The sequence below is a fragment of the Pseudomonas putida genome (genome assembly GCA_029953615.1).
Lineage (GTDB): Bacteria > Pseudomonadota > Gammaproteobacteria > Pseudomonadales > Pseudomonadaceae > Aquipseudomonas.
The window spans coordinates 2,409,305-2,431,240 of the sequence record CP124529.1 but is presented as its reverse complement, the minus strand read 5'-3'; the positions used below and the strand labels follow the sequence as shown (position 1 = coordinate 2,431,240).

The window sequence follows — 21,936 nt, the reverse complement described above, 5'->3', positions numbered from 1 at the left end:
AACGCCGCTTACTTAGCGGCGCGCTCCTTGTCGATCAGTTGGTCGGCAACGTTCAGTACGCCTTCCGGCCCGCCGGCGGTACCCAGGTCGAAGCGGTACTTGCCGTTGACCACCATGCTCGGTACGCCGGTGATCTCGTACTTCTTCGCCAGTTCCTTGGCCTGGTTGACCTGGCCTTTGATGGCGAACGAGTTGAAGGTGGCGAGGAACTTGTCCTTGTCCACGCCCTGGGTGGCGAGGAAGTCGGCCATGTCCTGCGGGTCGGTCAGGCGCTTGCGCTGGTTCTGGATGGCATCGAACACTGCGGCGTGCACCTTCTGCTCGACGCCCATGGCTTCGAGGGTCAGGAACATCTGGCCGTGGGCATCCCATGGGCCACCGAACATGGCTGGCACGCGCTTGAAGTTGACATCCTTGGGCAGTTTCTCGACCCACGGGTTGATGGTCGGCTCGAAGTGGTAGCAGTGTGGGCACCCATACCAGAACAGCTCGACCACTTCGATCTTGCCAGGCACGGAAACCGGAACAGGGTTGCTCAGCTCGAGGTATTCCTTGCCGGCGACAGGCTCGGCGGCCTGGACGGCAGTCATACCGAGTACGCTGGCAGCGACCAGCGCGGCGCTGAGAATCAGTTTACGCATGCTTTACTCCTGGGCAGTCATTGGTCGCCACGACGCGACCTGCACTGAGACAGGCCGGGAAGGGGCCGAGTTCTGTAGTGTAACGGCTGCGGACGGAAAAAAGGGCGGTCCGGCCGCCCTTTAATCATTGGCCTGCAACATTAACTGAAAGTTAATGCAGCCCCTGGATGTAGCTGGCCAACGCCTCGATGTCGTGGTTGCTCAGCTTGCCGGCGATGGTGCGCATGGTCATGGCATCGCCATCGTTGGTGCGGTTGCCTTCGCGGAAGTCGGTGAGCTGCTTGGTTACATACTGCGCGTGCTGCCCCCCCAGGTGCGGGAAGCCGGCCAGGGCGATACCCGCGCCGTTCGGCGAGTGGCAGCCGGTGCAGGCAGGCATGCCTTTTTCCAGGTCACCGCCGTTGAACAGCGCCCGGCCGCGTTCGACCAGCTTGGGATCGGCGGCGCCCACGCTGCCTTTCTGGCTGGAGAAGTAGGCGGCGATATCGGCCAGGTCCTGGTCGCTGAACGCGGCCAGCATGCCGGTCATTTCCAGCACGGTTCGCTTGCCCGACTTGATATCGTGCAGTTGTTTTTCGAGGTAGCGCTGACCTTGGCCGGCCAGTTTCGGGAAGTTCGGTGCCAGGCTGTTGCCGTCGGGGTTGTGGCAGGCGCCACAGACGGCAGTCTTGGCCTGGCCGGCGGCGGCATCGCCTTTGACGGGTTGCGCAGCAGTGGCCGCACCTGCGACACCCAGGGTCAACAGCAGACTCACGACTAGTTTGTTCATCAGCTAATCCAACACGGCTAAGGGTGAAATGTTATGTATCGGGACTGCCACTCATCCAAAGGATGACCAAACGGTAGTCCTCGGCACTGCAGTCCATGCACAATCCACGCGGCGGCATAGCCTTGAAACCCTGGGTCACGTGCTTCACCAGTACATCCATGCCTTGCGCCAGCCTTGGCTCCCATGCTGCCCGGTCACCCTGCCTGGGTGCCTGTGGCAACTGCCCGGCGTGACAGGCCGCACACGTGCGGTTGTACAACACCTCGGGATCCTGTGTAGCCTGTGCGCTGTAAAACGGCAGGAACATACCGACAGCAAGCAGCCATTTCGCCATGCGGAACGACCTTCAGGGTTGGGGGCCGCGCTGCGTTCTGTTGCGCGAGCTATTGTTCGACACCCCATGCCCGTTCTCCTTCGCCGGGAGAATGAGCACACAAAAACTGGGGCATTATATACTTCCGCCATCCAAACGGAAACGACACCGCTTGCCAGGCTCGGGCCCAAAGAGTCAGGCAACACCCACATCGGATATCCCATGCAAGTCAAGAACCCCATCCTCGGCCTCTGCCAGAAAGCCAAATTCGCCCTCAGCGCTGCCAAGGTCGAACAATGCCCGGACGACCAGGGTTACGAGGTGGCTTTCGCCGGCCGCTCCAACGCCGGCAAATCCAGCGCCCTCAATACCCTGACTCATGCCAGCCTGGCGCGCACCTCGAAAACCCCCGGGCGCACCCAGCTGTTGAATTTCTTCAGTCTGGACGATGAACGGCGTTTGGTCGACCTGCCGGGCTACGGTTATGCAAAAGTCCCGATTCCGCTCAAGCAGCACTGGCAGAAACACCTGGAAGCCTACCTGGGCAGCCGGGAGTGCCTGCGTGGCGTGATCCTGATGATGGACGTGCGCCACCCGATGACCGACTTCGACAAGATGATGCTCGACTGGGCCAAGGCCAGCAGCATGCCGATGCACATCCTGCTCACCAAGGCTGACAAGCTGACCCACGGCGCGGGCAAGAACACCCTGCTCAAGGTGCAGTCGGAAATCCGCAAGGGCTGGGGCGATGGCGTGACCATCCAACTGTTCTCGGCGCCCAAGCGCCTGGGCGTGGAGGAGGCCTACCGAGTGCTGGCGGACTGGATGGAGCTGGAAGACAAACCAGTAGCCTGAGGCCTGCATCGCCCCCTCTGGGGACATTACTGTGGGAGCGGGCGTGCCCGCGAAGAATCCAGCGCGGAGCATGGCCTGGGCTTCGCCCAGGTTCGCGGGCACGCCCGCTCCCACAGTGTTCATCACCAGACTCAAGCCAAATTCCGGGCAAAAAAAACCCCGGACTTCGTATGGGGAGGGGGAAGTTCGGGGTCCAAGTCCGGACCGCTAGGGCGGGGTCCAGATATCTGCCAACACTTAACACAACATAGGAGCATCGAAAGGCTTCACCAGCCATTCAGTTACTCTGAGTTCCGCTTCACTGGTTTAGTTCCAGAGCCCTGAAAACTATTTGCGATAGTTTCATGAAAGCTCAGCACCACTGGCACTGAGCAGTGCCAGGATCCGCATCCCTACCCCATGGATCCTATACAGCTTTCCCGGCCCGATCAGTGAGCTTCGTCCCAATTCGCGCCAATTCCTGCCTCGACCAGCAGCGGCACATCCAGTTGCGCGGCCTTGCTCATGTGCTGGCGAATTTCATCTTTCACCTGCTCCACCAGGTCCTCGCGCACTTCAAGCACCAGTTCGTCGTGTACCTGCAGAATCACCCGGGCATCCAGCCCACTCTCGCTCAGCCAGTTATCCACGTTGACCATGGCCCGCTTGATGATGTCGGCCGCAGTGCCCTGCATCGGCGCGTTGATCGCCGTACGTTCGGCGCCTTTGCGCAAGGCCGGGTTCTTGGCATTGATATCCGGCAGGTACAGGCGGCGGCCGAACAGGGTTTCGACAAAGCCTTGCTCTGCCGCCTGGGCGCGGGTGCGCTCCATGTAGGCCAGCACGCCCGGGTAACGGGCGAAATAGCGGTCGATATAATCCTGCGACTGCTTGCGATCGACGCCGATCTGCTTGGCCAGGCCAAAGGCGCTCATGCCGTAGATCAGGCCGAAGTTGATGGCCTTGGCACTGCGGCGCTGGTCGGTGGTGACGTCTTCCAGAGCTACGCCGAATACTTCCGCCGCCGTAGCGCGGTGCACGTCCAGGTCGTTGCGGAAGGCATGCAACAAGCCTTCGTCCTTGGCCAGGTGGGCCATGATACGCAACTCGATCTGCGAGTAGTCCGCCGCCAGCAGCTTGTAGCCCGGGCTGGCAATGAAAGCCTGGCGGATGCGCCGGCCTTCGGCGGTACGGATCGGGATGTTCTGTAGGTTCGGGTCGCTCGACGACAGCCGGCCGGTGGCCGCCACCGCCTGCTGGTAGGAGGTGTGGATGCGCCCGGTGCGCGGATTGATCTGCCCCGGCAGCTTGTCGGTGTAGGTGCTCTTGAGCTTGCTCAGGCTGCGGTACTGCATCAGTACCTCAGGCAACGGATAGCCTTGCTCGGCCAGTTCGTCGAGCACCGCTTCTGCAGTGGATGGCTGGCCCTTGGTGGTCTTGCTCAGCACCGGCATGCCCAGCTTGTCATAGAGGATCGCACCCAGCTGCTTGGGCGAGCCTAGGTTGAACGCCTCGCCGGCCAGCTCATAAGCGCGCTGCTCCAGCTCGGCCATCTTCTCTCCCAGCTCACCGCTCTGCACCTGCAGCAGCGCGGCATCGACCAGCGCACCCTGGCGCTCGATCCTGGCCAGCACCGGCACCAGCGGCATCTCGATGTCCATCAGCACCGGTTGCACGCTCGGCGTCTGCGCCAGGCGCGCCTGCAGCGCCTGGTGAAGGCGCAGGGTGATGTCGGCGTCTTCGGCGGCGTAGGGGCCGGCCTTGTCCAGGTGGATCTGGTTGAAGGTGAGCTGCTTGGCACCCTTGCCGGCAATGTCCTCGAAGGCGATGGTGGTGTGGTCGAGGTACTTCTGCGCCAGGCTGTCCATGTCGTGACGGGTGGCCGTTGAGTTCAGCACGTACGACTCGAGCATGGTGTCGTAGGCCACGCCGCGCATTTCGATGGCGGGGGAGCCGTTGGCGAGGATGTTGATGTCATACTTGGCGTTCTGCCCGACCTTGGCCTTGGCCGGGTCTTCCAGCAGCGGCTTCAGCGCCAGCAGCACGGCAGCGCGGTCCAGTTGAACCGGCGCCCCCTCATAGTCGTGGGCCAGCGGCACATAGGCCGCTTCATGCGGCTCGACGGCGAACGACAGGCCGACCAGCTGCGCCTGCTGAGCGTCCAGGCCGGTGGTCTCGGTGTCGAAGGCGAACAGGGGTGCCTGGCGCAGCTTCTCCAGCCAGAAGTCGAAACGGGCCTGGTCGAGGATGGTTTCGTACCTGGGCTCGACCTTCGCCGCCGGCTCAGCCAGCGGCGCGATGTCGTCACCGGCCTTGGCCGCGTCGCGTTGCACCTCGGCGACCCAGCTCTTGAACTCCATCTCGGTATACAGCGCCAGCAACGCTTCACGGTCCGGCTCGCCGCACACCAGGGCATCCACTTCGATGTCCAGGGGTACATCGACCTTGATGGTCGCCAGCTCATAAGACAGGAACGCGGCGTCGCGATGCTCTTCAAGCTTGGCCGGCAGGGTCTTGGCGCCGCGAATGGCCAGCGTCGGAACCTTGTCCAGGTTGGCGTACAAGTCGCTGAGGCCGCCGCCGATGCCGGTCAGCAGGCCCACTGCGGTTTTTTCGCCCACACCCGGCACGCCGGGGATGTTGTCGACCTTGTCGCCCATCAGCGCCAGGAAGTCGATGATGTGTTCCGGACCGACGCCAAACTTCTCGTGCACGCCGGCCACGTCCAGCACGCTTCCGGTCATGGTGTTGACCAAGGTAATGTGCCCGTCCACCAGCTGCGCCATGTCCTTGTCACCGGTCGAGATGATGACCGGCCGGCGCAAGGCTGCACTGCTGCGCGCCAGGGTGCCGATCACGTCGTCGGCCTCGACCCCTTCGACACACAGCAGCGGGTAACCCAAGGCCTTGACGCTGGCGTGCAGCGGCTCGATCTGCACCCGCAGGTCGTCCGGCATGCTCGGGCGGTTGGCTTTGTATTCGGCGAACATGGCATCGCGGAAAGTACCGCCCTTGGCGTCGAACACCACCGCGAACAAGCTGTCGGGGTATTGCTTGCGCAGGCTCTTGAGCATGTTCAGCACGCCCTTCACGGCCCCGGTCGGCATGCCCTTGGAAGTAGTCAACGGCGGCAGCGCATGGAAGGCGCGGTACAGGTAGGAGGAACCGTCCACCAGGACGAGGGGCGCTTGGCTCATGAGCAGAATCAACCTTTTCGACGGGTCCGGCGCTAGAATAGCCAGAATCATTGACGACAAAGGGACAAGGTTATCATGCGTACACTCAATCGCCTGTTACTGCTCGGTCTGTTGGCAACCATGCCTGTCGTCACCCTGGCGGCGGACGACGCCCCCTCGGCCGATCCCGAGGTGACCATTCGCACGGAAGGCGACAAAACCATCCAGGAGTACCGGCAGAACGGGTTCCTGTATGCGATCAAGATCACGCCGAAAAACGGCAAGCCTTATTTCCTGGTACGCGCCGATGGCTCTGATGGCAATTTCATTCGATCCGACCAGCCGGACATGCTGATTCCGTCCTGGAAGATCTTTGAGTGGTAATCTGACGCGCACCGTTCACATCAACCCGGCACTTCCCGGCGGAGTGCCCGTATGGGCAAATTTTCATCATGTCAGTTTTCACCCCCGTGACCCGGCCTGAGCTGGAAACCTTTCTGGCGCCGTACGCGCTGGGTCGTCTGCTCGATTTCCAGGGCATCGCCGCCGGCACCGAGAACAGCAATTTCTTCGTCAGCCTCGAACAGGGGGAGTTCGTCCTGACGCTGATCGAGCGTGGGCCCAGCGAGGACATGCCGTTCTTCATCGAGCTGCTCGATACCCTGCACGCTGCCGACATGCCGGTGCCCTATGCGATACGTGACCGCGACGGCAACGGCCTGCGCGAGCTGTGCGGCAAGCCGGCACTGCTGCAGCCACGGCTGTCGGGCAAGCACATCAAGGCACCGAATGCCCAGCACTGCGCACAGGTTGGCGAACTACTGGCGCACATTCACCTGGCCACCCGCGAGCACATCATCGAGCGCCGCACCGACCGCGGCCTGGACTGGATGCTGGCCTCGGGTGCCGAGCTGCTGCCGCGTCTCACCGCCGAGCAAGCCGCACTGCTGCAGCCGGCACTGGATGAAATCAGCGCACACAAGGTGCAGATCCTGGCCCTTCCACGGGCCAACCTGCATGCCGACCTGTTCCGCGACAACGTGATGTTCGAAGGCACCCACCTGACCGGTGTGATCGACTTTTACAATGCCTGTTCCGGGCCGATGCTGTATGACATCGCCATCACTGTGAACGACTGGTGCCTGGATGAACACGGCGCGATCGATGTGCCACGCGCCCAGGCATTGCTGGCGGCCTATGCGGCGCTCCGGCCGTTCACCGCCGCCGAAGCCGAGCTGTGGCCGGAGATGTTGCGGGTAGGCTGCGTGCGCTTCTGGCTGTCGCGCCTGATTGCAGCGGAATCGTTTGCCGGGATGGATGTGATGATCCATGACCCGAGCGAGTTCGAAGTGCGTTTGGCGCAGCGTCAGCAGGTGGCCTTGCACCTGCCGTTTGCCCTCTAGACCGCGTTTGCTTCTTCGCGGGCAAACCCGCTTCCACAGGTATGGTGACAGGCTTGAGATTTGTGCTGTCCCTGTGGGAGCGGGTTTACCCGCAAATAGGCCGGTACAGGCTTACAACTGCTCCAGGCACCCAACCAGGTCGCCACCCAGCTTCTCCAGCAAGCGCTCATAGCCCTTGCCATCCACCGGGTCGGTACCGCCCAGTGCATCCAGCTCGGCCAGCCGCACCGGCAGCCCGGCGGTCAAGGTCTCGGCCAGCCGTGGCCGCAATGGCGGTTCGCTGAACACACAGGTCTTGCCTACTTCCTGCAGGCGCTTGCGCATGGCTGCCACATGCTGCGCGCCCGGCTGCACCTCGGACGCCACGCTGAACACCCCGGTGTGCTTCAGGCCATACTCGGCCTCGAAATAGTCGAATGCTTCGTGGAACACGAAGTACGGCTTGCCGGCAATCCCGGCCACCCGCGCCTTGATCCGTCCATCCAACGCGTCCAGGCGTTCCTCGAACGCCTTCAGGTTGCTCTGGTAACGCGCCGCATTGGCCGGATCGACTTGCGCCAGGTCAGCCGCCATTTTCGCTGCGATAACCCGCGCGTTGACCGACGATAGCCACAAGTGCGCATCCAGGCTGCCCGGACGATGGTCATGATCATGGTCATCGTGGTCTTCTTCCTCATGCGACTGGCTGTCCTCGCCAAAGTGGCGCAGCTTCATGCCCGGCAGTGACTGCACGGCTACTGTGGTCTTGCTGCGGCTACCCAGCACTCGCGGCAAAAAGCCCTCCATGTCCGGACCGATCCAGTACAGCAGGTCGGCATCGCCCACCAGCCGTACGTCAGACGGGCGCAGCGCGTAGTGGTGCGGCGAAGCGCCCGGCGGCAGCAATACCTCAGGGCTGCCAACACCGTCCTGCACGGCGGCGGCAATCTGCTGCAGGGGTTTGATACTGGTCAGCACGCGCACGTCGGCCTGGGCGGAAAATGCGATGAAAGCGACAAAAAGGACTAGGAATCGGGACACGGTGAATACTCGAGTCGTGAGAAACAGGTAACATAATAACGTCTCTATCCAGAACCGTCGCTGCCCATGTCCATCACGCCGCTGGCCAACCGCCCTCACGATCACTCCCATTGCGTGCACAACGCACTGGCTGAAGCCGACGCCTTGTGCACCCGCCAGGGCCTGCGCCTGACCGCGCTGCGCCGTCGAGTGCTGGAACTGGTGTGGCAGAGCCACAAGCCGCTGGGCGCTTACGACATCCTCGCCGTGCTCAGTGAGCAGGACGGCCGCCGCGCCGCACCACCCACGGTATACCGCGCCCTGGACTTCTTGCTGGAAAACGGCCTGGTGCACCGCATCGCCTCGCTAAACGCCTTCATCGGCTGCAGCCACCCGGAACACCTGCACCAAGGGCAGTTCCTGATCTGCCGGGCATGCCATGTGGCCATCGAGCTGGAACAGGACAGCATCAGCGAAGCCATCATCAGCAGCGCCAAGGGCGTGGGCTTCACGGTCGAGACCCAGACTGTGGAAGTGGTCGGCCTGTGCAGCAATTGCCGGAGCGCGGCATGAGCGATGCACTGATCCGCCTGGAGCAGGTCGGCGTCACCTTCGGCGGCGAGGCCGTGCTCGACAGCATCGACCTGTCGGTCGCACCCGGCCAGATCGTCACCCTGATCGGCCCGAACGGGGCGGGCAAGACCACCCTGGTGCGCGCCGTGCTTGGCCTGCTCAAGCCGCACCGCGGCAAGGTATGGCGCAAGCCGAAACTGCGCATTGGCTACATGCCGCAAAAAATCCAGGTCGATGCCACGCTGCCACTGTCGGTACTGCGCTTCTTGCGCCTGGTGCCTGGTGTAGACCGCGCGGCAGCCTTGTCGGCGTTGCAGGAAGTGGGCGCCGAGCAGGTTATCGACAGCCCGATCCAGACCATTTCCGGTGGCGAGATGCAGCGCGTGCTGCTGGCCCGCGCCCTGCTGCGCGAACCCCAGTTGCTGGTACTCGACGAGCCGGTACAAGGCGTTGACGTGGTCGGCCAGACCGAGCTGTACAACCTCATTACCCGCCTGCGCGACCGCCACGGTTGCGGCGTACTGATGGTTTCCCACGACCTGCACCTGGTGATGAGTGCCACCGACCAAGTGGTGTGCCTGAACCGCCACGTGTGCTGTTCGGGGCACCCGGAGCAGGTCAGCGGTGACCCGGCATTCGTCGAGCTGTTCGGCCAGACCGCAGCACCCAGCCTGGCCATCTACCATCATCATCACGACCACAGCCACGACCTGCACGGCTCGGTGGTCGCCCCTGGCACCCATGTTCACGGAGCGCACTGCAAGCATGGCTGATTTTCTTCTCTACGCCCTGCTTGCCGGCTTGTCCCTGGCACTAGTGGCCGGCCCGCTGGGTTCCTTCGTGGTGTGGCGGCGCATGGCCTACTTCGGCGACACCTTGTCCCACGCCGCGCTGCTGGGCGTGGCCCTGGGCTTTGCCCTGGACGTCAGCCCGGCGCTGGCGGTAACCGTGGGCTGCCTGTTGCTGGCGATCTTGCTGGTGACCTTGCAACAACGCCAACCGCTGGCCTCCGACACCCTGCTCGGCATCCTCGCCCCCAGCACCTTGTCGCTGGGCCTGGTGGCGCTGAGCTTCATGCACGATGTGCGCATCGACCTGATGGCCTACCTGTTCGGCGACCTGCTGGCCATCAGCACCACCGACCTGGCCTGGATAATTGGCGGCAGTGCGCTGGTGTTGCTGCTGCTCGCTGCCCTGTGGCGGCCGTTGCTGGCCGTTACGGTGCACGAAGAGCTGGCAACGGTCGAAGGCCTGCCGGTTGCCGGGCTGCGCATGGCGCTGATGCTGCTGATCGCGGTGGTGATTGCCGTGGCCATGAAGATCGTCGGCGTGCTGCTGATCACCTCGCTGCTGATCATTCCTGCCGCTGCGGCGCAACGTCACGCCCGTTCTCCCGAGCAGATGGCCTTGGGCGCCAGCCTGCTGGGCGTGACCGCGGTTTGCAGCGGCCTGGCCATGTCCTGGTTCAAGGACACCCCCGCCGGCCCATCGATCGTGGTCTGCGCGGCGGTGCTATTCTTGCTGAGCCTGGCCCTGCCGAAACGCTGAAAAAAGGGCGCATGCAGTTGCGCCTTGCAACCTTTTCGCACGTAAAGGGTCTGTAAGACTTGTTTTCGAGCGTGCGCACCTGGGTGTAGACTTGCTCGCTTTTTGCGCAAATAGAGAGTCGCAGGAATGAAGCCGTTCGCCTCCCGTTATCTGCTTGTTGCCGCGTTTTCCCTGTTCCTGGCCGCGTGTTCCAGCGCGCCGGTCGAGCAGGCCAGCGCACCTTCCCAAGCCGATGCCTGGCAGCTGTTGCAACAGAACATCGCCAGCAACGAGCTGGCCACCGCTGAGGACCAGCTGGCAGCCCTGCAGGCGCAGGCGCCGGATGACGCGCGCCTGGAGCAATACCAGCGCCAGCTCGCCGAAGCCTACCTGCAACGCAGCCAGATCTTCCTGCAAAAGGGTGACGTGAACGCTGCGGCCACCGCCCTGGCCCGAGCCCGGGCGCTGATGCCGCAGGCCCCGGCGGTGACTGGTGGCGATGCCGTGAGCCAGGCGCGCAAGGCCGAGCTGGAGAAGACTGAAGCAGCGTTGAAAGCGGCCGAAGCCAAGCCCAAGGCACGCATCATCGACCCGGCGGCACCGAGCACCGTGGTAGCCTTGAAGACCACCGACAGCCGCGCTATGCGCCGCCAGCTGGATGACATTGCCGCCGATGTGGTGAGCTACCAGTGCGACGTGGTGTTCCAGGTGCCGCGCACCGAGGATGCGCCCTGGCTCAAGACCTTGCTGGAGAAGCGCGTGCGCAAGATCGACAGCGGGTTCGAGCTGAAGCAAAAGCACGAGATCCAGCGGTCGCTGCCGGCGCAGGTGGTTCTGGTTCCGCATCAGCGTTAAGAATCTGGGGGCGCTGCGCGCCCCTTTCGCGACACAAGGCCGCTCCTACAAGGGAATGCGATCTCCTGTAGGAGCGGCCTTGTGTCGCGATGGGCTGCAAAGCAGCCCCTAGGCCGGCACAGCCTCCGCCGCCGCCTCCCGCTCCCACACCCGATGCCCCTCTACCGCTTTGACAAAGCCATCCACCACTTTCTGCTCATCCCCCAGCAGCAACCCTTTGTCCTCCTTGAGCCCCAAGCTGCCCAAAAGCTCTTTGGTCAACACCATCGCCTTCAGGTGCTTGTAGCCCTCCAGCAGGAAATGCCTGGCCAACCCGCTGGCCGCCAGCGCATCGGTCGAAGGCTTGCCCCCAGGCACGACAACCCCATCGAACATGATCGATGGCATCCCCTCCATGGAAGCATCCACCGGCAGTTGCTTGCCGTCCGCAGCCTTCACCGGTGCCGATGTCGGCCCTAGAAGCATTGGCCGGGCACTGTGCGCTTCCAGCGCCTTGACCAGCTTGTCTACGCTCGCAGCATCTACGCCATCTGCCACCAGCACGGCAATCTTGCGCCCCTTGATACCCACCGAACCCGGGTGGTTCATCTGGCTCAATGCAGGAGACTGCGCAAGCTGGCTGCCCTTCACTTGCACCGTGCCCGCGCCTGGCGCAGGCAAGCCGAGGTTGGCAGCCACTGCGGCCGCCAGCTTCAGGTCGATATTGGCAAGAATTTCATTCACCTCCCGAGCACGAATCGTCTCACGCTCCACTTTGCCCAGCTCAAAGCTGTATGCCTTGATGATGTGCTGCTGCTCGGTCGGGCTCATGCTCTGGAAGAACAGCCGCGCCTGCGAGAAGTGGTCGCCGAACGACTCGCTGCGCTGGCGGATCTTGTGCGCATCGATACGCTCCTGGTAACTCTCGAAGCCGCCATCCTGGGCTGCAGGTGGCGTTTCCTTCGGCCAGCCGCCGTCGATGGAATTGGGCTCGTAGGATGCGCGGCCCTTGTGCACCACATGCTGATGCAGGGCGTCGCGTTGGTTGTTGTGGTTGGGAGCGACGGGGCGGTTGACCGGGATCTGGTGGAAGTTGGGCCCACCCAGGCGGCTAAGCTGGGTGTCGGTATAGGAGAACAGCCGCCCCTGCAGCAACGGGTCGTTGGTGAAATCGATGCCTGGGACGATATGGGCCGGGCAGAACGCCACCTGTTCCACTTCGGCAAAGAAGTTGTCCGGGTTGCGGTTCAGAACCATCTTGCCCAATGGTGTAACCGGCACCAGCTCTTCCGGGATTATCTTGGTCGGGTCCAGCAGGTCGAAATCGAACTTGTGCTCGTCGGCTTCCGGAACGATCTGCACACCCAACTCCCATTCCGGGTAATCGCCCGTCTCGATAGCCTCCCACAAGTCGCGACGCTGGAAGTCAGCATCCTTGCCTGCCAGCTTCTGCGCTTCGTCCCATAGCAGGGAGTGCACACCCTGGCGCGGTTTCCAGTGAAATTTGACGAAACTGGCTACGCCCTGGGCGTTGATCAGGCGGAAGGTATGCACCCCGAACCCTTCCATCATCCGCAAGCTGCGCGGGATTGCACGATCCGACATCGCCCACATCACCATATGAGCCGACTCCGGTACCAGCGAGACGAAATCCCAGAAGGTGTCATGGGCCGAGGCACCGGTCGGGATCTCATTGTGCGGCTCCGGCTTTACGGCGTGGACGAAATCCGGGAATTTGATTGCATCCTGAATGAAGAATACCGGCATGTTGTTGCCCACCAGGTCGAAGTTGCCTTCGTCGGTGTAGAACTTGACCGCAAAACCCCGCACGTCACGCACGGTGTCGGCTGAGCCGCGCGGCCCCTGCACCGTGGAAAACCGCACGAAGACGGGAGTGATTTTTTCCGGGTCCTGCAGGAAGCCAGCCTTGGTCAACTCGGCGTGGTTGCCATAACTCTGGAAGTAACCATGCGCGCCGGTGCCTCGCGCATGCACGATGCGCTCAGGGATGCGCTCGTGGTCAAAATGCGTGATCTTCTCGCGCATGATGAAATCTTCGAGCAACGAGGGGCCTCGGTCACCGGCCTTCAGCGTGTTCTGGTTGTCAGCGATGCGTACCCCTTGGTTGGTACGCAGCGCATGCCCTGTGGCATCGCTGCGGTCAGCCTCCAGGCTTTGCAATTTGGCGTTGGTATTGGCCCGGTCCGGGGTCTGGGTGCCGGCGGCCTCGCTGTGCTTTGGCGCGTCCGTGTTCTTGCTGGGCATGGTCGGCTCTCCTCATCAGTCTGCAGGCGTGCCCGTTCGGGCTTGTTCAGGTAGTGACCGGAGCGCTTTGCCAAGCGTTCAATCAGAATTACCGGTTGTCGCGATATGCCCGAAGGATTGGTGCATTACGAAATAAATGCTAAGAACAGCTATGGGAAAAGGCTAAAATGCGCGACCCCAGCTAACCGCTGACCCAAATTCCATGCGCCCCACAAGGTTCGCTACGTGATCGAGTTCCAACAGGTACACAAGACCTACCGCGTCGCCGGTAGGGAAATCCCCGCACTGAATCCGACCAGCCTGACTATTGAAGATGGCCAGGTGTTCGGCCTGATCGGCCATTCCGGCGCCGGCAAAAGCACCATGCTGCGCCTGATCAACCGCCTCGAAGAGCCTTCCGGCGGCAAGATCATCGTCGATGGTGAAGACGTCACCGCGTTCAACGCCAGCCAGCTGCGCGGTTTCCGCCAGCAGGTCGGGATGATTTTCCAGCACTTCAACCTGCTGGCCTCCAAGACCGTCGCCGACAACGTCGCCCTGCCACTGACCCTGGCCGGCGAGCTGTCACGCAGCGAGATCGACAAGCGCGTGACCGAACTGCTGGCCCGTGTCGGCCTGTCCGACCATGCCAGAAAGTACCCGGCTCAGCTGTCCGGCGGCCAGAAGCAGCGCGTCGGTATCGCCCGCGCCCTGTCCACCAACCCGAAGATCCTGCTGTGCGACGAGGCCACCAGCGCCCTCGACCCGCAAACCACCGCCTCGGTCCTGCAATTGCTGGCCGAAATCAACCGTGAGCTGAAGCTGACCATCGTGCTGATCACCCACGAAATGGACGTGATCCGCCGGGTATGCGACCGCGTGGCAGTGATGGACGCGGGCCAGATCGTCGAGCAAGGCTCGGTGGCCGAGGTGTTCCTGCACCCGCAGCACCCCACCACCAAGCGCTTCGTCCAGGAGGACGAGCAGGTCGACGAAGGCGAGCAGCGTGACGACTTCGCCCATGTGCCGGGCCGTATCGTGCGCCTGACCTTCCAGGGCGACGCCACCTACGCGCCGCTGCTGGGCACCGTGGCCCGCGAAACCGGTGTGGACTACAGCATCCTCGCCGGGCGTATCGACCGCATCAAGGATGTCCCCTATGGCCAGCTCACCCTCGCCCTGATCGGCGGTGACATGGAAGCGGCGTTCGCCCGCTTCAAGGCAGCTGACGTACATATGGAGGTACTGCGTTGATGGACGCCCTGAGTTTCTTTGCCAACGTCGACTGGGCCGAAATCTGGCTGGCCAGCGTCGACACCATGATCATGCTGTTCGGCTCGCTGTTCTTCACCGTGCTGCTCGGTTTGCCGCTGGGTGTGCTGCTGTTCCTCTGCGGGCCGAAGCAGATGTTCGAGCAGAAGGGCGTGTATGCGCTGCTGTCGCTGATCGTCAACATCCTGCGCTCGCTGCCGTTCATCATCCTGCTGATCGTGATGATTCCGATCACCGTGCTGATCACCGGCACTTCGCTGGGCGTGGCCGGTGCCATTCCGCCGCTGGTAGTGGGTGCCACGCCGTTCTTCGCGCGCCTAGTGGAAACCGCCCTGCGTGAAGTGGACCGCGGCATCATCGAGGCCACCCAGTCGATGGGCGCCACCACACGCCAGATCATTACCAGCGCACTGCTGCCAGAGGCCCGCCCGGGCATCTTCGCCGCCATTACCGTGACCGCCATCACCCTGGTGTCGTACACCGCCATGGCCGGTGTGGTCGGTGCCGGCGGCCTGGGCGACCTGGCCATCCGCTTCGGCTACCAGCGTTTCCAGACCGATGTGATGGTCGTTACCGTGGTGCTGTTGCTGGTACTGGTTCAAGTCCTGCAAAGCGTGGGCGACAAACTGGTCGTGCATTTTTCCCGTAAGTAACCCCAATGGGGTCGGCCCGGCCGACCCGTTCGGGGGCCGTCGCGGCCCTCACAAGGAGTGATCAATGAAGAAGCTGCTTGCTGTTGTCGCCGCTGTCGCGGCCTTCTCGGCCCACGCCGAATCGCTGACTGTCGCCGCTACCCCGGTGCCGCACGCCGAGATCCTCAACTTCGTCAAACCTGCCCTGGCGAAACAGGGCGTGGAGCTGAAGGTCAAGGAATTTACCGATTACATCCAGCCGAACGTGCAGGTTGCCGAAAAGCGCCTGGACGCCAACTTCTTCCAGCACCAGCCGTATCTGGATGAATTCAACAAGGCCAAGGGCACCAACCTGGTGAGCGTGGCCGGCGTGCACATCGAGCCGCTGGGCGTGTACTCGGCCAAGATCAAGAAGCTGGACGAACTGTCCTCCCGTGCCACCGTGGTCATCCCCAACGACGCCACCAACGGCGGCCGCGCGCTGCTGCTGCTGGACAAGGCCGGCGTGATCAAGCTGAAGGACAACAAGAACATCCTGTCCACCGTGAAGGATGTTGCCGAGAACCCGAAAAGCCTGAAGTTCCGTGAACTGGAAGCCGCCACCATCCCGCGCGTGCTGACCCAGGTCGATGCTGCCCTGATCAACACCAACTACGCGCTTGAAGCCAAGCTGAACCCGGAAAAAGACGCCCTGGCCATCGAAGGCAGCGACTCGCCGTACGTGAACATCCTGGTTGCCCGCCCGGACAACAAGGACTCCGATGCGATGAAGAAGCTGGCCGCTGCACTGCACTCGCCTGAGGTGAAGCAGTTCATCAACGAGAAGTACAAAGGCGCTGTAGTTCCGGCGTTCTGATCCGAACTATCGCGCTGGATTCTTCGCGGGCACGTCGGATCGCCGCACCGCCGCTCCCACAGGTACATCGCTAGCCTCAGGCCTTGTGATATCCCTGTGGGAGCGGGCGTGCCCGCGAAGCTTTTAAAGCCCCATCAATCCCGCTTCACAAGCCCGGGCAACTGCGCCGCCAGCTTCTGGTTGTTGAACGGCGCCCGAATGAACCCGCGCTGACGCCCGTCCGGCCCCACAACCGCCAGGTTGCCGCTGTGATCCACGGTATACCCCGGCTTGCTGGTATCGGCCGGGATGAACGGAATGCTCAAAGCATTGGCCAGCTTCTGGGTATCCTCGATCGACCCCACCACCCCGACAAAATCCTTGTCGAAATAACCCAGGTACTGCTTCAGCTGGTTCGGCGTATCGCGGTTCGGGTCCACGCTCACCAACACCACCTGCAGCCGATCGATGGCCTCCTTGGGCAGCTCGCTCTTCACCTGGCGCAACTGGGCCAAAGTGGTCGGGCAGATATCCGGGCAGTAGGTGTAGCCGAAGAACAGCAGCGACCATTTGCCCTTCAAGTCATCCAGTTGCACCGGCTGGCCGTCCTGGTTGGTCATGGTCACGTCGGCCACGGTACGGCTCTGCGGCAGCAGGATGATGCCGGCATCGATCAGCTCGGCGGGGTTCGGCTGGTCGCGGCCATTGAGCACCTTGTTGACGGTCAGGCCCAGGATCAACGCGACCAGGGCAACGAGGATGAAGACGGTTTTCTGGGTTCGGGTCATAGGTTCAGCAACAGGTAGTGGTCGAGGAGCAACGCGATGAACAGCGCGAACAGGTAGCCGATAGAGTACTTGAAGGTGGCGATCGCCGCGTGCGGCCGGCTGCCACGGTACAACACCCAGGCCCATTGCAGGAAGCGCAGGCCCAGCACCAGGGCGCAGGCCAGGTACAGCAGGCCGCTCATGTGGATGGCATAGGGCAGCAGGCTTACTGCCAGCAATACCAGGGTGTACAGCAGGATATGCAGTTTGGTGTAGCGCTCGCCATGGGTCACCGGCAGCATCGGGATATCGGCCTTGGCGTATTCCTCCTTGCGGTGGATGGCCAGGGCCCAGAAGTGCGGTGGGGTCCAGGCGAAGATGATCAGCACCAGCAACAGGGGCTCGGCGCTGACATGCCCGCTGACTGCCACCCAACCCAGCAACGGCGGTGCGGCACCAGCCAAGCCGCCGATGACGATGTTCTGCGGCGTCGCACGCTTGAGAAAGCCGGTGTAGAGCACCGCATAGCCGAGCAGGGAAGCCAGTGTCAGCCAGGCGGTCAGAGCGTTGGTGAACACTAGCAGCAGGGCCATACCCAGCAGCGCCAGCGCCAGGGCGAACAGCAGCGCCGGCAGCGGCTCTACCCGGCCCTGGGCCAGCGGTCGCTTGTGGGTACGCGCCATCAGCGCGTCGATGCGTCGGTCCACCACATGGTTCACCACCGCCGCGCCGCCTGCACACAAGCCGATGCCCAGGTTGCCGAACAGCAGCACGCTCCAGCTGACACCCGCACGGGTGGCAAGGAACATGCCCGCCAACGAGGTGATCAGCATCAGCACCACCACCTTGGGCTTGGTCAGCTCCAGGTAATCACGCCAGCTGGCCCGCCATGCGCTCAGAAGCGTCGCCACGAATCATTCCTCATGTGGTGGGAGATGCCCACGCCAGCCACGGGCCGCAGGCGCCAGCCATGGCCGACCCCCACCCGAACCTTGTCGACCACGCGGATGCGGTAGTTCACCAGCACCATGCTCAGCAGCAACAGCGCCCCACCCGCGTTGTGCGCCACGGCCACGGCCAGCGGCAGGTGCAACAGTACATTGCTGATGCCCAGGCCGACTTGCACCACCAGCGCCAGCAGCACCAACCGCGCCAGGCCAGGGAGGCCGCAACGGTGCAGCTTCCAGCTGAGCATCAGCAGCACGCAGGTCACCAGCAACGCGCCCAGGCGGTGGCTGATATGGATGGCCGTGCGCGCATCACTGTCCAGCTGCCCACCCAGGTAGTTGGGCCCGACGTGCTGGGTCAGGTGGAAACCGTTGCTGAAGTCCGCCGCCGGCCACCACTGGCCGTGGCAGGTGGGCAGGTCGATGCAGGCGACGGCCGCGTAGTTGGCACTGACCCAGCCGCCCAGGGCGATCTGGCCGATCACCACCAGCAACGCCAGCGCAGCGATCACGGCGCAGGCTCAATGGCAGCTTGGGCAAGGGCGCAAATGCCCGAGACAGACGCAGGGACAACAGGAACAACAAGCTCAGGGTAGTGAAGCCGCCAAGTAGATGCGCAGTGACCACCTGCGGCCACAGCTTGAGGGTGACCGTCCACATGCCGAAGGCTGCCTGGGCCAGCACCACGCCCAACAACAGCAAGGGCAGGCGATATGGCTGGCCATCGCGGGCATGCCTGCGCAGCGCCTGTACGGCAAGCAGGGCAATCACCATCGCCAGGGTGCCAGCGAAGTAGCGGTGGACCATCTCGGCCCAGCCCTTGGCGGCTTCCACCGGGTGTTCGGGGAAATGCAGCTCGGCATGGGCCAGCTGCGCTTCGCTCTTGGGCACGCTGATGAAGCCGTAGCAACCCGGCCAGTCAGGGCAGCCGAGGCCGGCGTGGGTCAGGCGGGTATAGGCACCGAGCAAGACGACCAGCAGTGCCAGCAGGGTGGCGAACACAGCAAGACGGAATCCGGGTCTGGCCATGGCAGGCTCCTAGCCGATGTTGGAGAGCTTGAGCAGGTGGCGCAGGTCGTCCAGCACATGCTTGCCGTTGACCTTGGCGTCGTAGCGCAGCACCAGGTTGCCGTGCGGGTCGACGATCCACAGCTGCGGGCCGACCTCACCGACCTGCTGCCGATAGCGCTGGGCATCCAGCGAGTAGCGTTGCAACTGCGGGTACTCGCGGCCGATCAGCGCCTGGTAGTCGGCGCTCAGCGGCTGGGCGGCGGCCAGTGCATGGCTGGCACGGCCAGCATCGCGGCCCAGCCCCACCTGGATCTGCCGAGCCAGGTACACCAGGCGCTGGCAGTCCTCGGCACATCCCTCGGGTGCACTCACCAACAGCTGCCAGCGCTCGTCCTGGCCTGAAACGCCAAGATCGGCGCGGCTTTCACCGTTGCCGATCATGGCGCCGTGGTAACTGCGGCCCTCCGGCACCCAGAATTTGAGCTTGTACATGCTGGTGGCCAGAACCATCGGCCCGAGTACCACCAGCAGAATCAGCAACAGCTGCAAACGCCCGCGGGCTCTGGGTTTGCTACGTTCAGGCACTTCCAGTGGAGTGGCGGTGGCCATGGCGTTTCTCCTTGTTGTGGTGCCAGCCGAAGTAGAGGTAGAGCAGTACCAAAGCGGCTGCCAGGGCAAACCACTGCACGGCGTAGCCCAAGTGTTTTTCCGGGCCCATGGCAACGACCGGCCAGTCCAGGCGATAGGTCGCCGGGCCGGGCTCCAGGCGCAACTCGTGGGCGAAGCCTTCGCGATCGAGCTGTTGCCATAGCTGCGCACCATCCACGGCGTTCAGCAGGTGCGGCCACTGGCCGCCTGCAGGGTCTGGATGCAGCTGGAACGTGCTGCCTGGCGCGACATATACCGAAGCGTCCAGCGCCAACGCCTGGGCCGGAGTGTCGAAACGCACCGGCACACGTCGATCCGGCCAGGGCAGCCAGCCGCGGTTGACCAGCAGCCACAGGCCGCTCGCCTGGTCATGGAAGGGTTGCAGCAGCTCGACACCGGCCTGGCCATCGCGCGTGCGGTTGTCCAGCAGCAGACTGTGCTCGGCGTCGAAACGGCCATAGAGATGCACGCGGCGGAAGGCATTGTCCGGGTTCGCTGTCAGCTGGGCCACGGCCAAGGGCGCTTCGATGCGCCGCTCAGCGTAGGCAGCCAGCAGCACGCGCTTTTCCTCGGCACGGCCGAGTTGCCAGCAGCCAAGCGCGAGCAGCCCCGGCAGCAGCGCAAGCACTACCAGGGTTGGTACCCAGCCCGGACGAAACGGCCTCATCGGAGCCTCGCCGGGCCGATCGCTATACTTGTCCACATCACCGCATCCCCCCGGAGTATCGCCATGCTCAAGGCCGCGATTGTCCTGATGCTGTTGGCCACGATTGCCAGCCTGTTCAGTGGCCTGGTGTTTCTGGTCAAGGACGATGAAAACTCGACCCGTTTGCTGAAAGCGCTGACCGTGCGGGTGACCCTGGCGGCACTGACCATCGGTTTGGTCGCCTGGGGCTTCATCAGCGGTCAGCTGGTCTCGCACGCCCCTTTCTGAAGTTTTCACCTGATCCTGTGGGAGCGGGCATGCCCGCGAATGCGATGTTGAATGTACCGACGCATTCGCGGGCGCGCCCGCTCCCACAGGGTTCTATATTCACAACACATAGACAAAGATGAACAACCCCACCCACACCACATCGACGAAGTGCCAGTACCAGCTGGCCGCCTCGAAACCAAAGTGTTTTTCCGGGTTGAAATGCCCGCGCAAGATGCGCACGAACATCACGATCAGGATGATCGTGCCCAGGGTCACGTGGGCGCCGTGGAAGCCGGTGAGCATGAAGAACGTCGCGCCATAGATCCCCGACCCCAGGGTCAGCCCCAGCTTGGTATAGGCCTCGTGGTACTCGTAGGCCTGTAACGCGATGAAGCTGGCGCCCAGGATGATGGTCAGCGCCATCCACAATTTCAGCGGGCCACGGTGGTCGCGGCGCAGGGCATGGTGAGCGATGGTGATGGTCACGCTCGAACTGACCAGCAGGATGGTGTTGATCAGCGGCAGGTGCCACGGGTCGATCACTTCCTTGGGCGGCGGGAACAGTTTCGGGTCGGGCGTGTGCAGCAGCGGCCAGGTGAACTCGAAGGTCGGCCACAACATATGCGCAACACCCTTCGCCCCTTCACCGCCCAGCCATGGCCCGGCCAGCACCCGCACGTAAAACAGCGCACCGAAAAAGGCCAGGAAGAACATCACCTCGGAGAAGATGAACCAGCTCATGCCCCAGCGGAACGAGCGGTCCAGTTGCGGGCTGTACAGCTCCGCACGGCTCTCCCGCACCACCGAACCGAACCAGCCGAACAGCATGTAGGCCAGGAACAACGCGCCAATGAAGAAGATCAGCGGCCCGTGCGACTCCGGGTGGCCAGCCTTCATGTCGTTGAACCAGGTACCCAGGCCGAACACCGTGATGAACATGCCGATGGTGGCGATGATCGGCCACTTGCTCTGCGCCGGAACGTAGTAGTGCTCATGACTTGCCATTGCTGTTCTCCTTCCCTTAACGGGCGCCCTGGACGTCCTCGGCCGCGACATGCGCGACCGGCGGGTGGCGAGCGGTGATGTCGAACAAGGTGTAGGCCAGTGTCAGGTGCTTCACGCTGGCCGGCAGGTCGCGGTCGACGATGAAGCGCACCGGCATCTCGATGCGTTCACCGGGCTGCAGCACCTGCTGGGTGAAGCAGAAGCACTCGGTCTTGTGGAAGTACGCCGCGGCCTCGGCCGGGGTGATGCTGGGGATGGCTTGCGCACTCATCGGCCGATCGGTCGGGTTGTGGGCGATGAAGATCATCTGGTTCACCGCCCCCGGGTTGACCTCCAGCTGGTCTGCGGTGGAGTAGAAGTCCCAGACCATGTCGCTGGCATTGGTCGACATGAACTGCACCCTCACCGAACGCGTCGGGTCGCTGACCTGGCTGCCTTCATACTGCCCGCCGGTCTTGCCGTTGATGCCGAAGGCCTTGCACATCACGTCATAGATGGGCACCAGGGCGAAGCCGAAGGCGAACATCACCACCGTCAGCATCAGCAGGCGCAACACCAGGCGTTTCAGCGAAAGGCCGTTCATGGCACGC

23 protein-coding genes and 1 pseudogene are annotated in these 21,936 nt (G+C 63.1%); 11 read left to right on the top strand and 13 right to left on the bottom strand.

The annotated features are described in order from the left end of the window. Positions 1-8 precede the first annotated feature (8 nt). From dsbA to QIY50_11165, 3 genes are all read right to left on the bottom strand, one after another. Positions 9-641, bottom strand: a complete 633-nt coding sequence (gene dsbA / locus QIY50_11175) for a thiol:disulfide interchange protein DsbA (GenBank protein ID WGV22675.1) — start codon at positions 639-641, stop codon at positions 9-11. A 151-nt stretch (positions 642-792) separates the two neighbouring features. Next, a complete protein-coding gene (locus QIY50_11170) occupies positions 793-1,410 on the bottom strand; it encodes a c-type cytochrome (GenBank protein WGV22674.1) in 618 nt (205 codons plus the stop codon). Positions 1,411-1,441: 31 nt separating this feature from the next. Further along, entirely contained in the window at positions 1,442-1,744 is a 303-nt protein-coding gene (locus tag QIY50_11165; protein WGV22673.1) for a c-type cytochrome, read from the bottom strand. A 201-nt stretch (positions 1,745-1,945) separates the two neighbouring features. On the opposite strand from QIY50_11165, the gene yihA reads away from it, so the two are divergent. After that, positions 1,946-2,578 (top strand): ribosome biogenesis GTP-binding protein YihA/YsxC, encoded by a 633-nt coding sequence (yihA, locus tag QIY50_11160; GenBank protein ID WGV22672.1) that lies wholly within the window; start codon positions 1,946-1,948, stop codon positions 2,576-2,578. A gap of 428 nt (positions 2,579-3,006) precedes the next feature. Here the strand turns inward: yihA and polA are convergent, their stop codons facing one another. Continuing rightward, complete coding sequence (gene polA / locus QIY50_11155; GenBank protein ID WGV22671.1) at positions 3,007-5,754, bottom strand: DNA polymerase I; 2,748 nt, start codon at positions 5,752-5,754, stop codon at positions 3,007-3,009. A 75-nt stretch (positions 5,755-5,829) separates the two neighbouring features. Here polA and QIY50_11150 point away from each other — a divergent pair, with 75 nt between their 5' ends. Both QIY50_11150 and QIY50_11145 read left to right on the top strand, forming a co-directional pair. Continuing rightward, positions 5,830-6,117 carry a DUF2782 domain-containing protein gene (locus QIY50_11150; GenBank protein WGV22670.1) on the top strand — a complete coding sequence of 96 codons (288 nt, stop codon included), beginning with the start codon at positions 5,830-5,832 and terminating at the stop codon, positions 6,115-6,117. Positions 6,118-6,185: 68 nt separating this feature from the next. After that, on the top strand, positions 6,186-7,136 hold the full coding sequence (locus tag QIY50_11145) for a homoserine kinase (protein ID WGV22669.1): 951 nt from the start codon (positions 6,186-6,188) through the stop codon (positions 7,134-7,136). 111 nt (positions 7,137-7,247) lie between these two features. Here the strand turns inward: QIY50_11145 and QIY50_11140 are convergent, their stop codons facing one another. Then, a complete protein-coding gene (locus QIY50_11140) occupies positions 7,248-8,156 on the bottom strand; it encodes a zinc ABC transporter substrate-binding protein (protein WGV22668.1) in 909 nt (302 codons plus the stop codon). A 66-nt stretch (positions 8,157-8,222) separates the two neighbouring features. Here QIY50_11140 and zur point away from each other — a divergent pair, with 66 nt between their 5' ends. From zur to QIY50_11120, 4 genes are all read left to right on the top strand, one after another. Further along, complete coding sequence (gene zur / locus QIY50_11135) at positions 8,223-8,708, top strand: zinc uptake transcriptional repressor Zur (protein WGV22667.1); 486 nt, start codon at positions 8,223-8,225, stop codon at positions 8,706-8,708. Next, positions 8,705-9,481, top strand: coding sequence for a zinc ABC transporter ATP-binding protein ZnuC (gene znuC, locus QIY50_11130; GenBank protein WGV22666.1), 777 nt, complete (start codon positions 8,705-8,707; stop codon positions 9,479-9,481). The genes zur and znuC overlap by 4 nt, the downstream gene beginning before the upstream one ends. Next, on the top strand, positions 9,474-10,256 hold the full coding sequence (gene znuB, locus QIY50_11125; protein ID WGV22665.1) for a zinc ABC transporter permease subunit ZnuB: 783 nt from the start codon (positions 9,474-9,476) through the stop codon (positions 10,254-10,256). The genes znuC and znuB overlap by 8 nt, the downstream gene beginning before the upstream one ends. A 126-nt stretch (positions 10,257-10,382) precedes the next feature. Continuing rightward, entirely contained in the window at positions 10,383-11,090 is a 708-nt protein-coding gene (locus QIY50_11120; GenBank protein WGV22664.1) for a PA5502 family lipoprotein, read from the top strand. A gap of 108 nt (positions 11,091-11,198) precedes the next feature. Here the strand turns inward: QIY50_11120 and katE are convergent, their stop codons facing one another. Beyond that, a complete protein-coding gene (gene katE, locus QIY50_11115; protein WGV22663.1) occupies positions 11,199-13,334 on the bottom strand; it encodes a catalase HPII in 2,136 nt (711 codons plus the stop codon). Between the two features lie 225 nt (positions 13,335-13,559). On the opposite strand from katE, the gene QIY50_11110 reads away from it, so the two are divergent. The 3 genes from QIY50_11110 to QIY50_11100 all read left to right on the top strand — a co-directional run bounded on the left by QIY50_11110 (position 13,560) and on the right by QIY50_11100 (position 16,073). Further along, positions 13,560-14,567 carry a methionine ABC transporter ATP-binding protein gene (locus tag QIY50_11110; GenBank protein ID WGV22662.1) on the top strand — a complete coding sequence of 336 codons (1,008 nt, stop codon included), beginning with the start codon at positions 13,560-13,562 and terminating at the stop codon, positions 14,565-14,567. Beyond that, positions 14,567-15,238, top strand: coding sequence for a methionine ABC transporter permease (locus QIY50_11105; protein WGV22661.1), 672 nt, complete (start codon positions 14,567-14,569; stop codon positions 15,236-15,238). The genes QIY50_11110 and QIY50_11105 overlap by 1 nt, the downstream gene beginning before the upstream one ends. A 64-nt stretch (positions 15,239-15,302) precedes the next feature. Next, positions 15,303-16,073 carry a MetQ/NlpA family ABC transporter substrate-binding protein gene (locus QIY50_11100; protein WGV22660.1) on the top strand — a complete coding sequence of 257 codons (771 nt, stop codon included), beginning with the start codon at positions 15,303-15,305 and terminating at the stop codon, positions 16,071-16,073. 134 nt (positions 16,074-16,207) lie between these two features. On the opposite strand, the gene QIY50_11095 is transcribed toward QIY50_11100, so the two are convergent. The 5 genes and pseudogenes from QIY50_11095 to QIY50_11075 form a co-directional block, all read right to left on the bottom strand. Continuing rightward, positions 16,208-16,840 carry an SCO family protein gene (locus tag QIY50_11095; GenBank protein ID WGV22659.1) on the bottom strand — a complete coding sequence of 211 codons (633 nt, stop codon included), beginning with the start codon at positions 16,838-16,840 and terminating at the stop codon, positions 16,208-16,210. Continuing rightward, the gene (gene cyoE, locus QIY50_11090) at positions 16,837-17,730 is read right to left on the bottom strand and encodes a heme o synthase (protein WGV22658.1); all 894 of its coding nucleotides are present in this window, start codon (positions 17,728-17,730) and stop codon (positions 16,837-16,839) included. The genes QIY50_11095 and cyoE overlap by 4 nt, the downstream gene beginning before the upstream one ends. After that, positions 17,715-18,795: pseudogene (locus QIY50_11085) on the bottom strand (COX15/CtaA family protein). The gene cyoE and the pseudogene QIY50_11085 overlap by 16 nt, the downstream one beginning before the upstream one ends. A 9-nt stretch (positions 18,796-18,804) precedes the next feature. After that, positions 18,805-19,386 carry a hypothetical protein gene (locus QIY50_11080; protein WGV22657.1) on the bottom strand — a complete coding sequence of 194 codons (582 nt, stop codon included), beginning with the start codon at positions 19,384-19,386 and terminating at the stop codon, positions 18,805-18,807. Beyond that, entirely contained in the window at positions 19,355-20,092 is a 738-nt protein-coding gene (locus QIY50_11075) for an SURF1 family protein (GenBank protein ID WGV22656.1), read from the bottom strand. The genes QIY50_11080 and QIY50_11075 overlap by 32 nt, the downstream gene beginning before the upstream one ends. Before the next feature lie 63 nt (positions 20,093-20,155). Between QIY50_11075 and QIY50_11070 the strand changes: the two genes are divergently transcribed. After that, complete coding sequence (locus QIY50_11070; GenBank protein ID WGV22655.1) at positions 20,156-20,359, top strand: twin transmembrane helix small protein; 204 nt, start codon at positions 20,156-20,158, stop codon at positions 20,357-20,359. A 99-nt stretch (positions 20,360-20,458) separates the two neighbouring features. On the opposite strand, the gene QIY50_11065 is transcribed toward QIY50_11070, so the two are convergent. Continuing rightward, complete coding sequence (locus QIY50_11065) at positions 20,459-21,346, bottom strand: cytochrome c oxidase subunit 3 (GenBank protein WGV22654.1); 888 nt, start codon at positions 21,344-21,346, stop codon at positions 20,459-20,461. 16 nt (positions 21,347-21,362) lie between these two features. Next, complete coding sequence (locus QIY50_11060) at positions 21,363-21,929, bottom strand: cytochrome c oxidase assembly protein (protein WGV22653.1); 567 nt, start codon at positions 21,927-21,929, stop codon at positions 21,363-21,365. Positions 21,930-21,936: the final 7 nt, after the last annotated feature.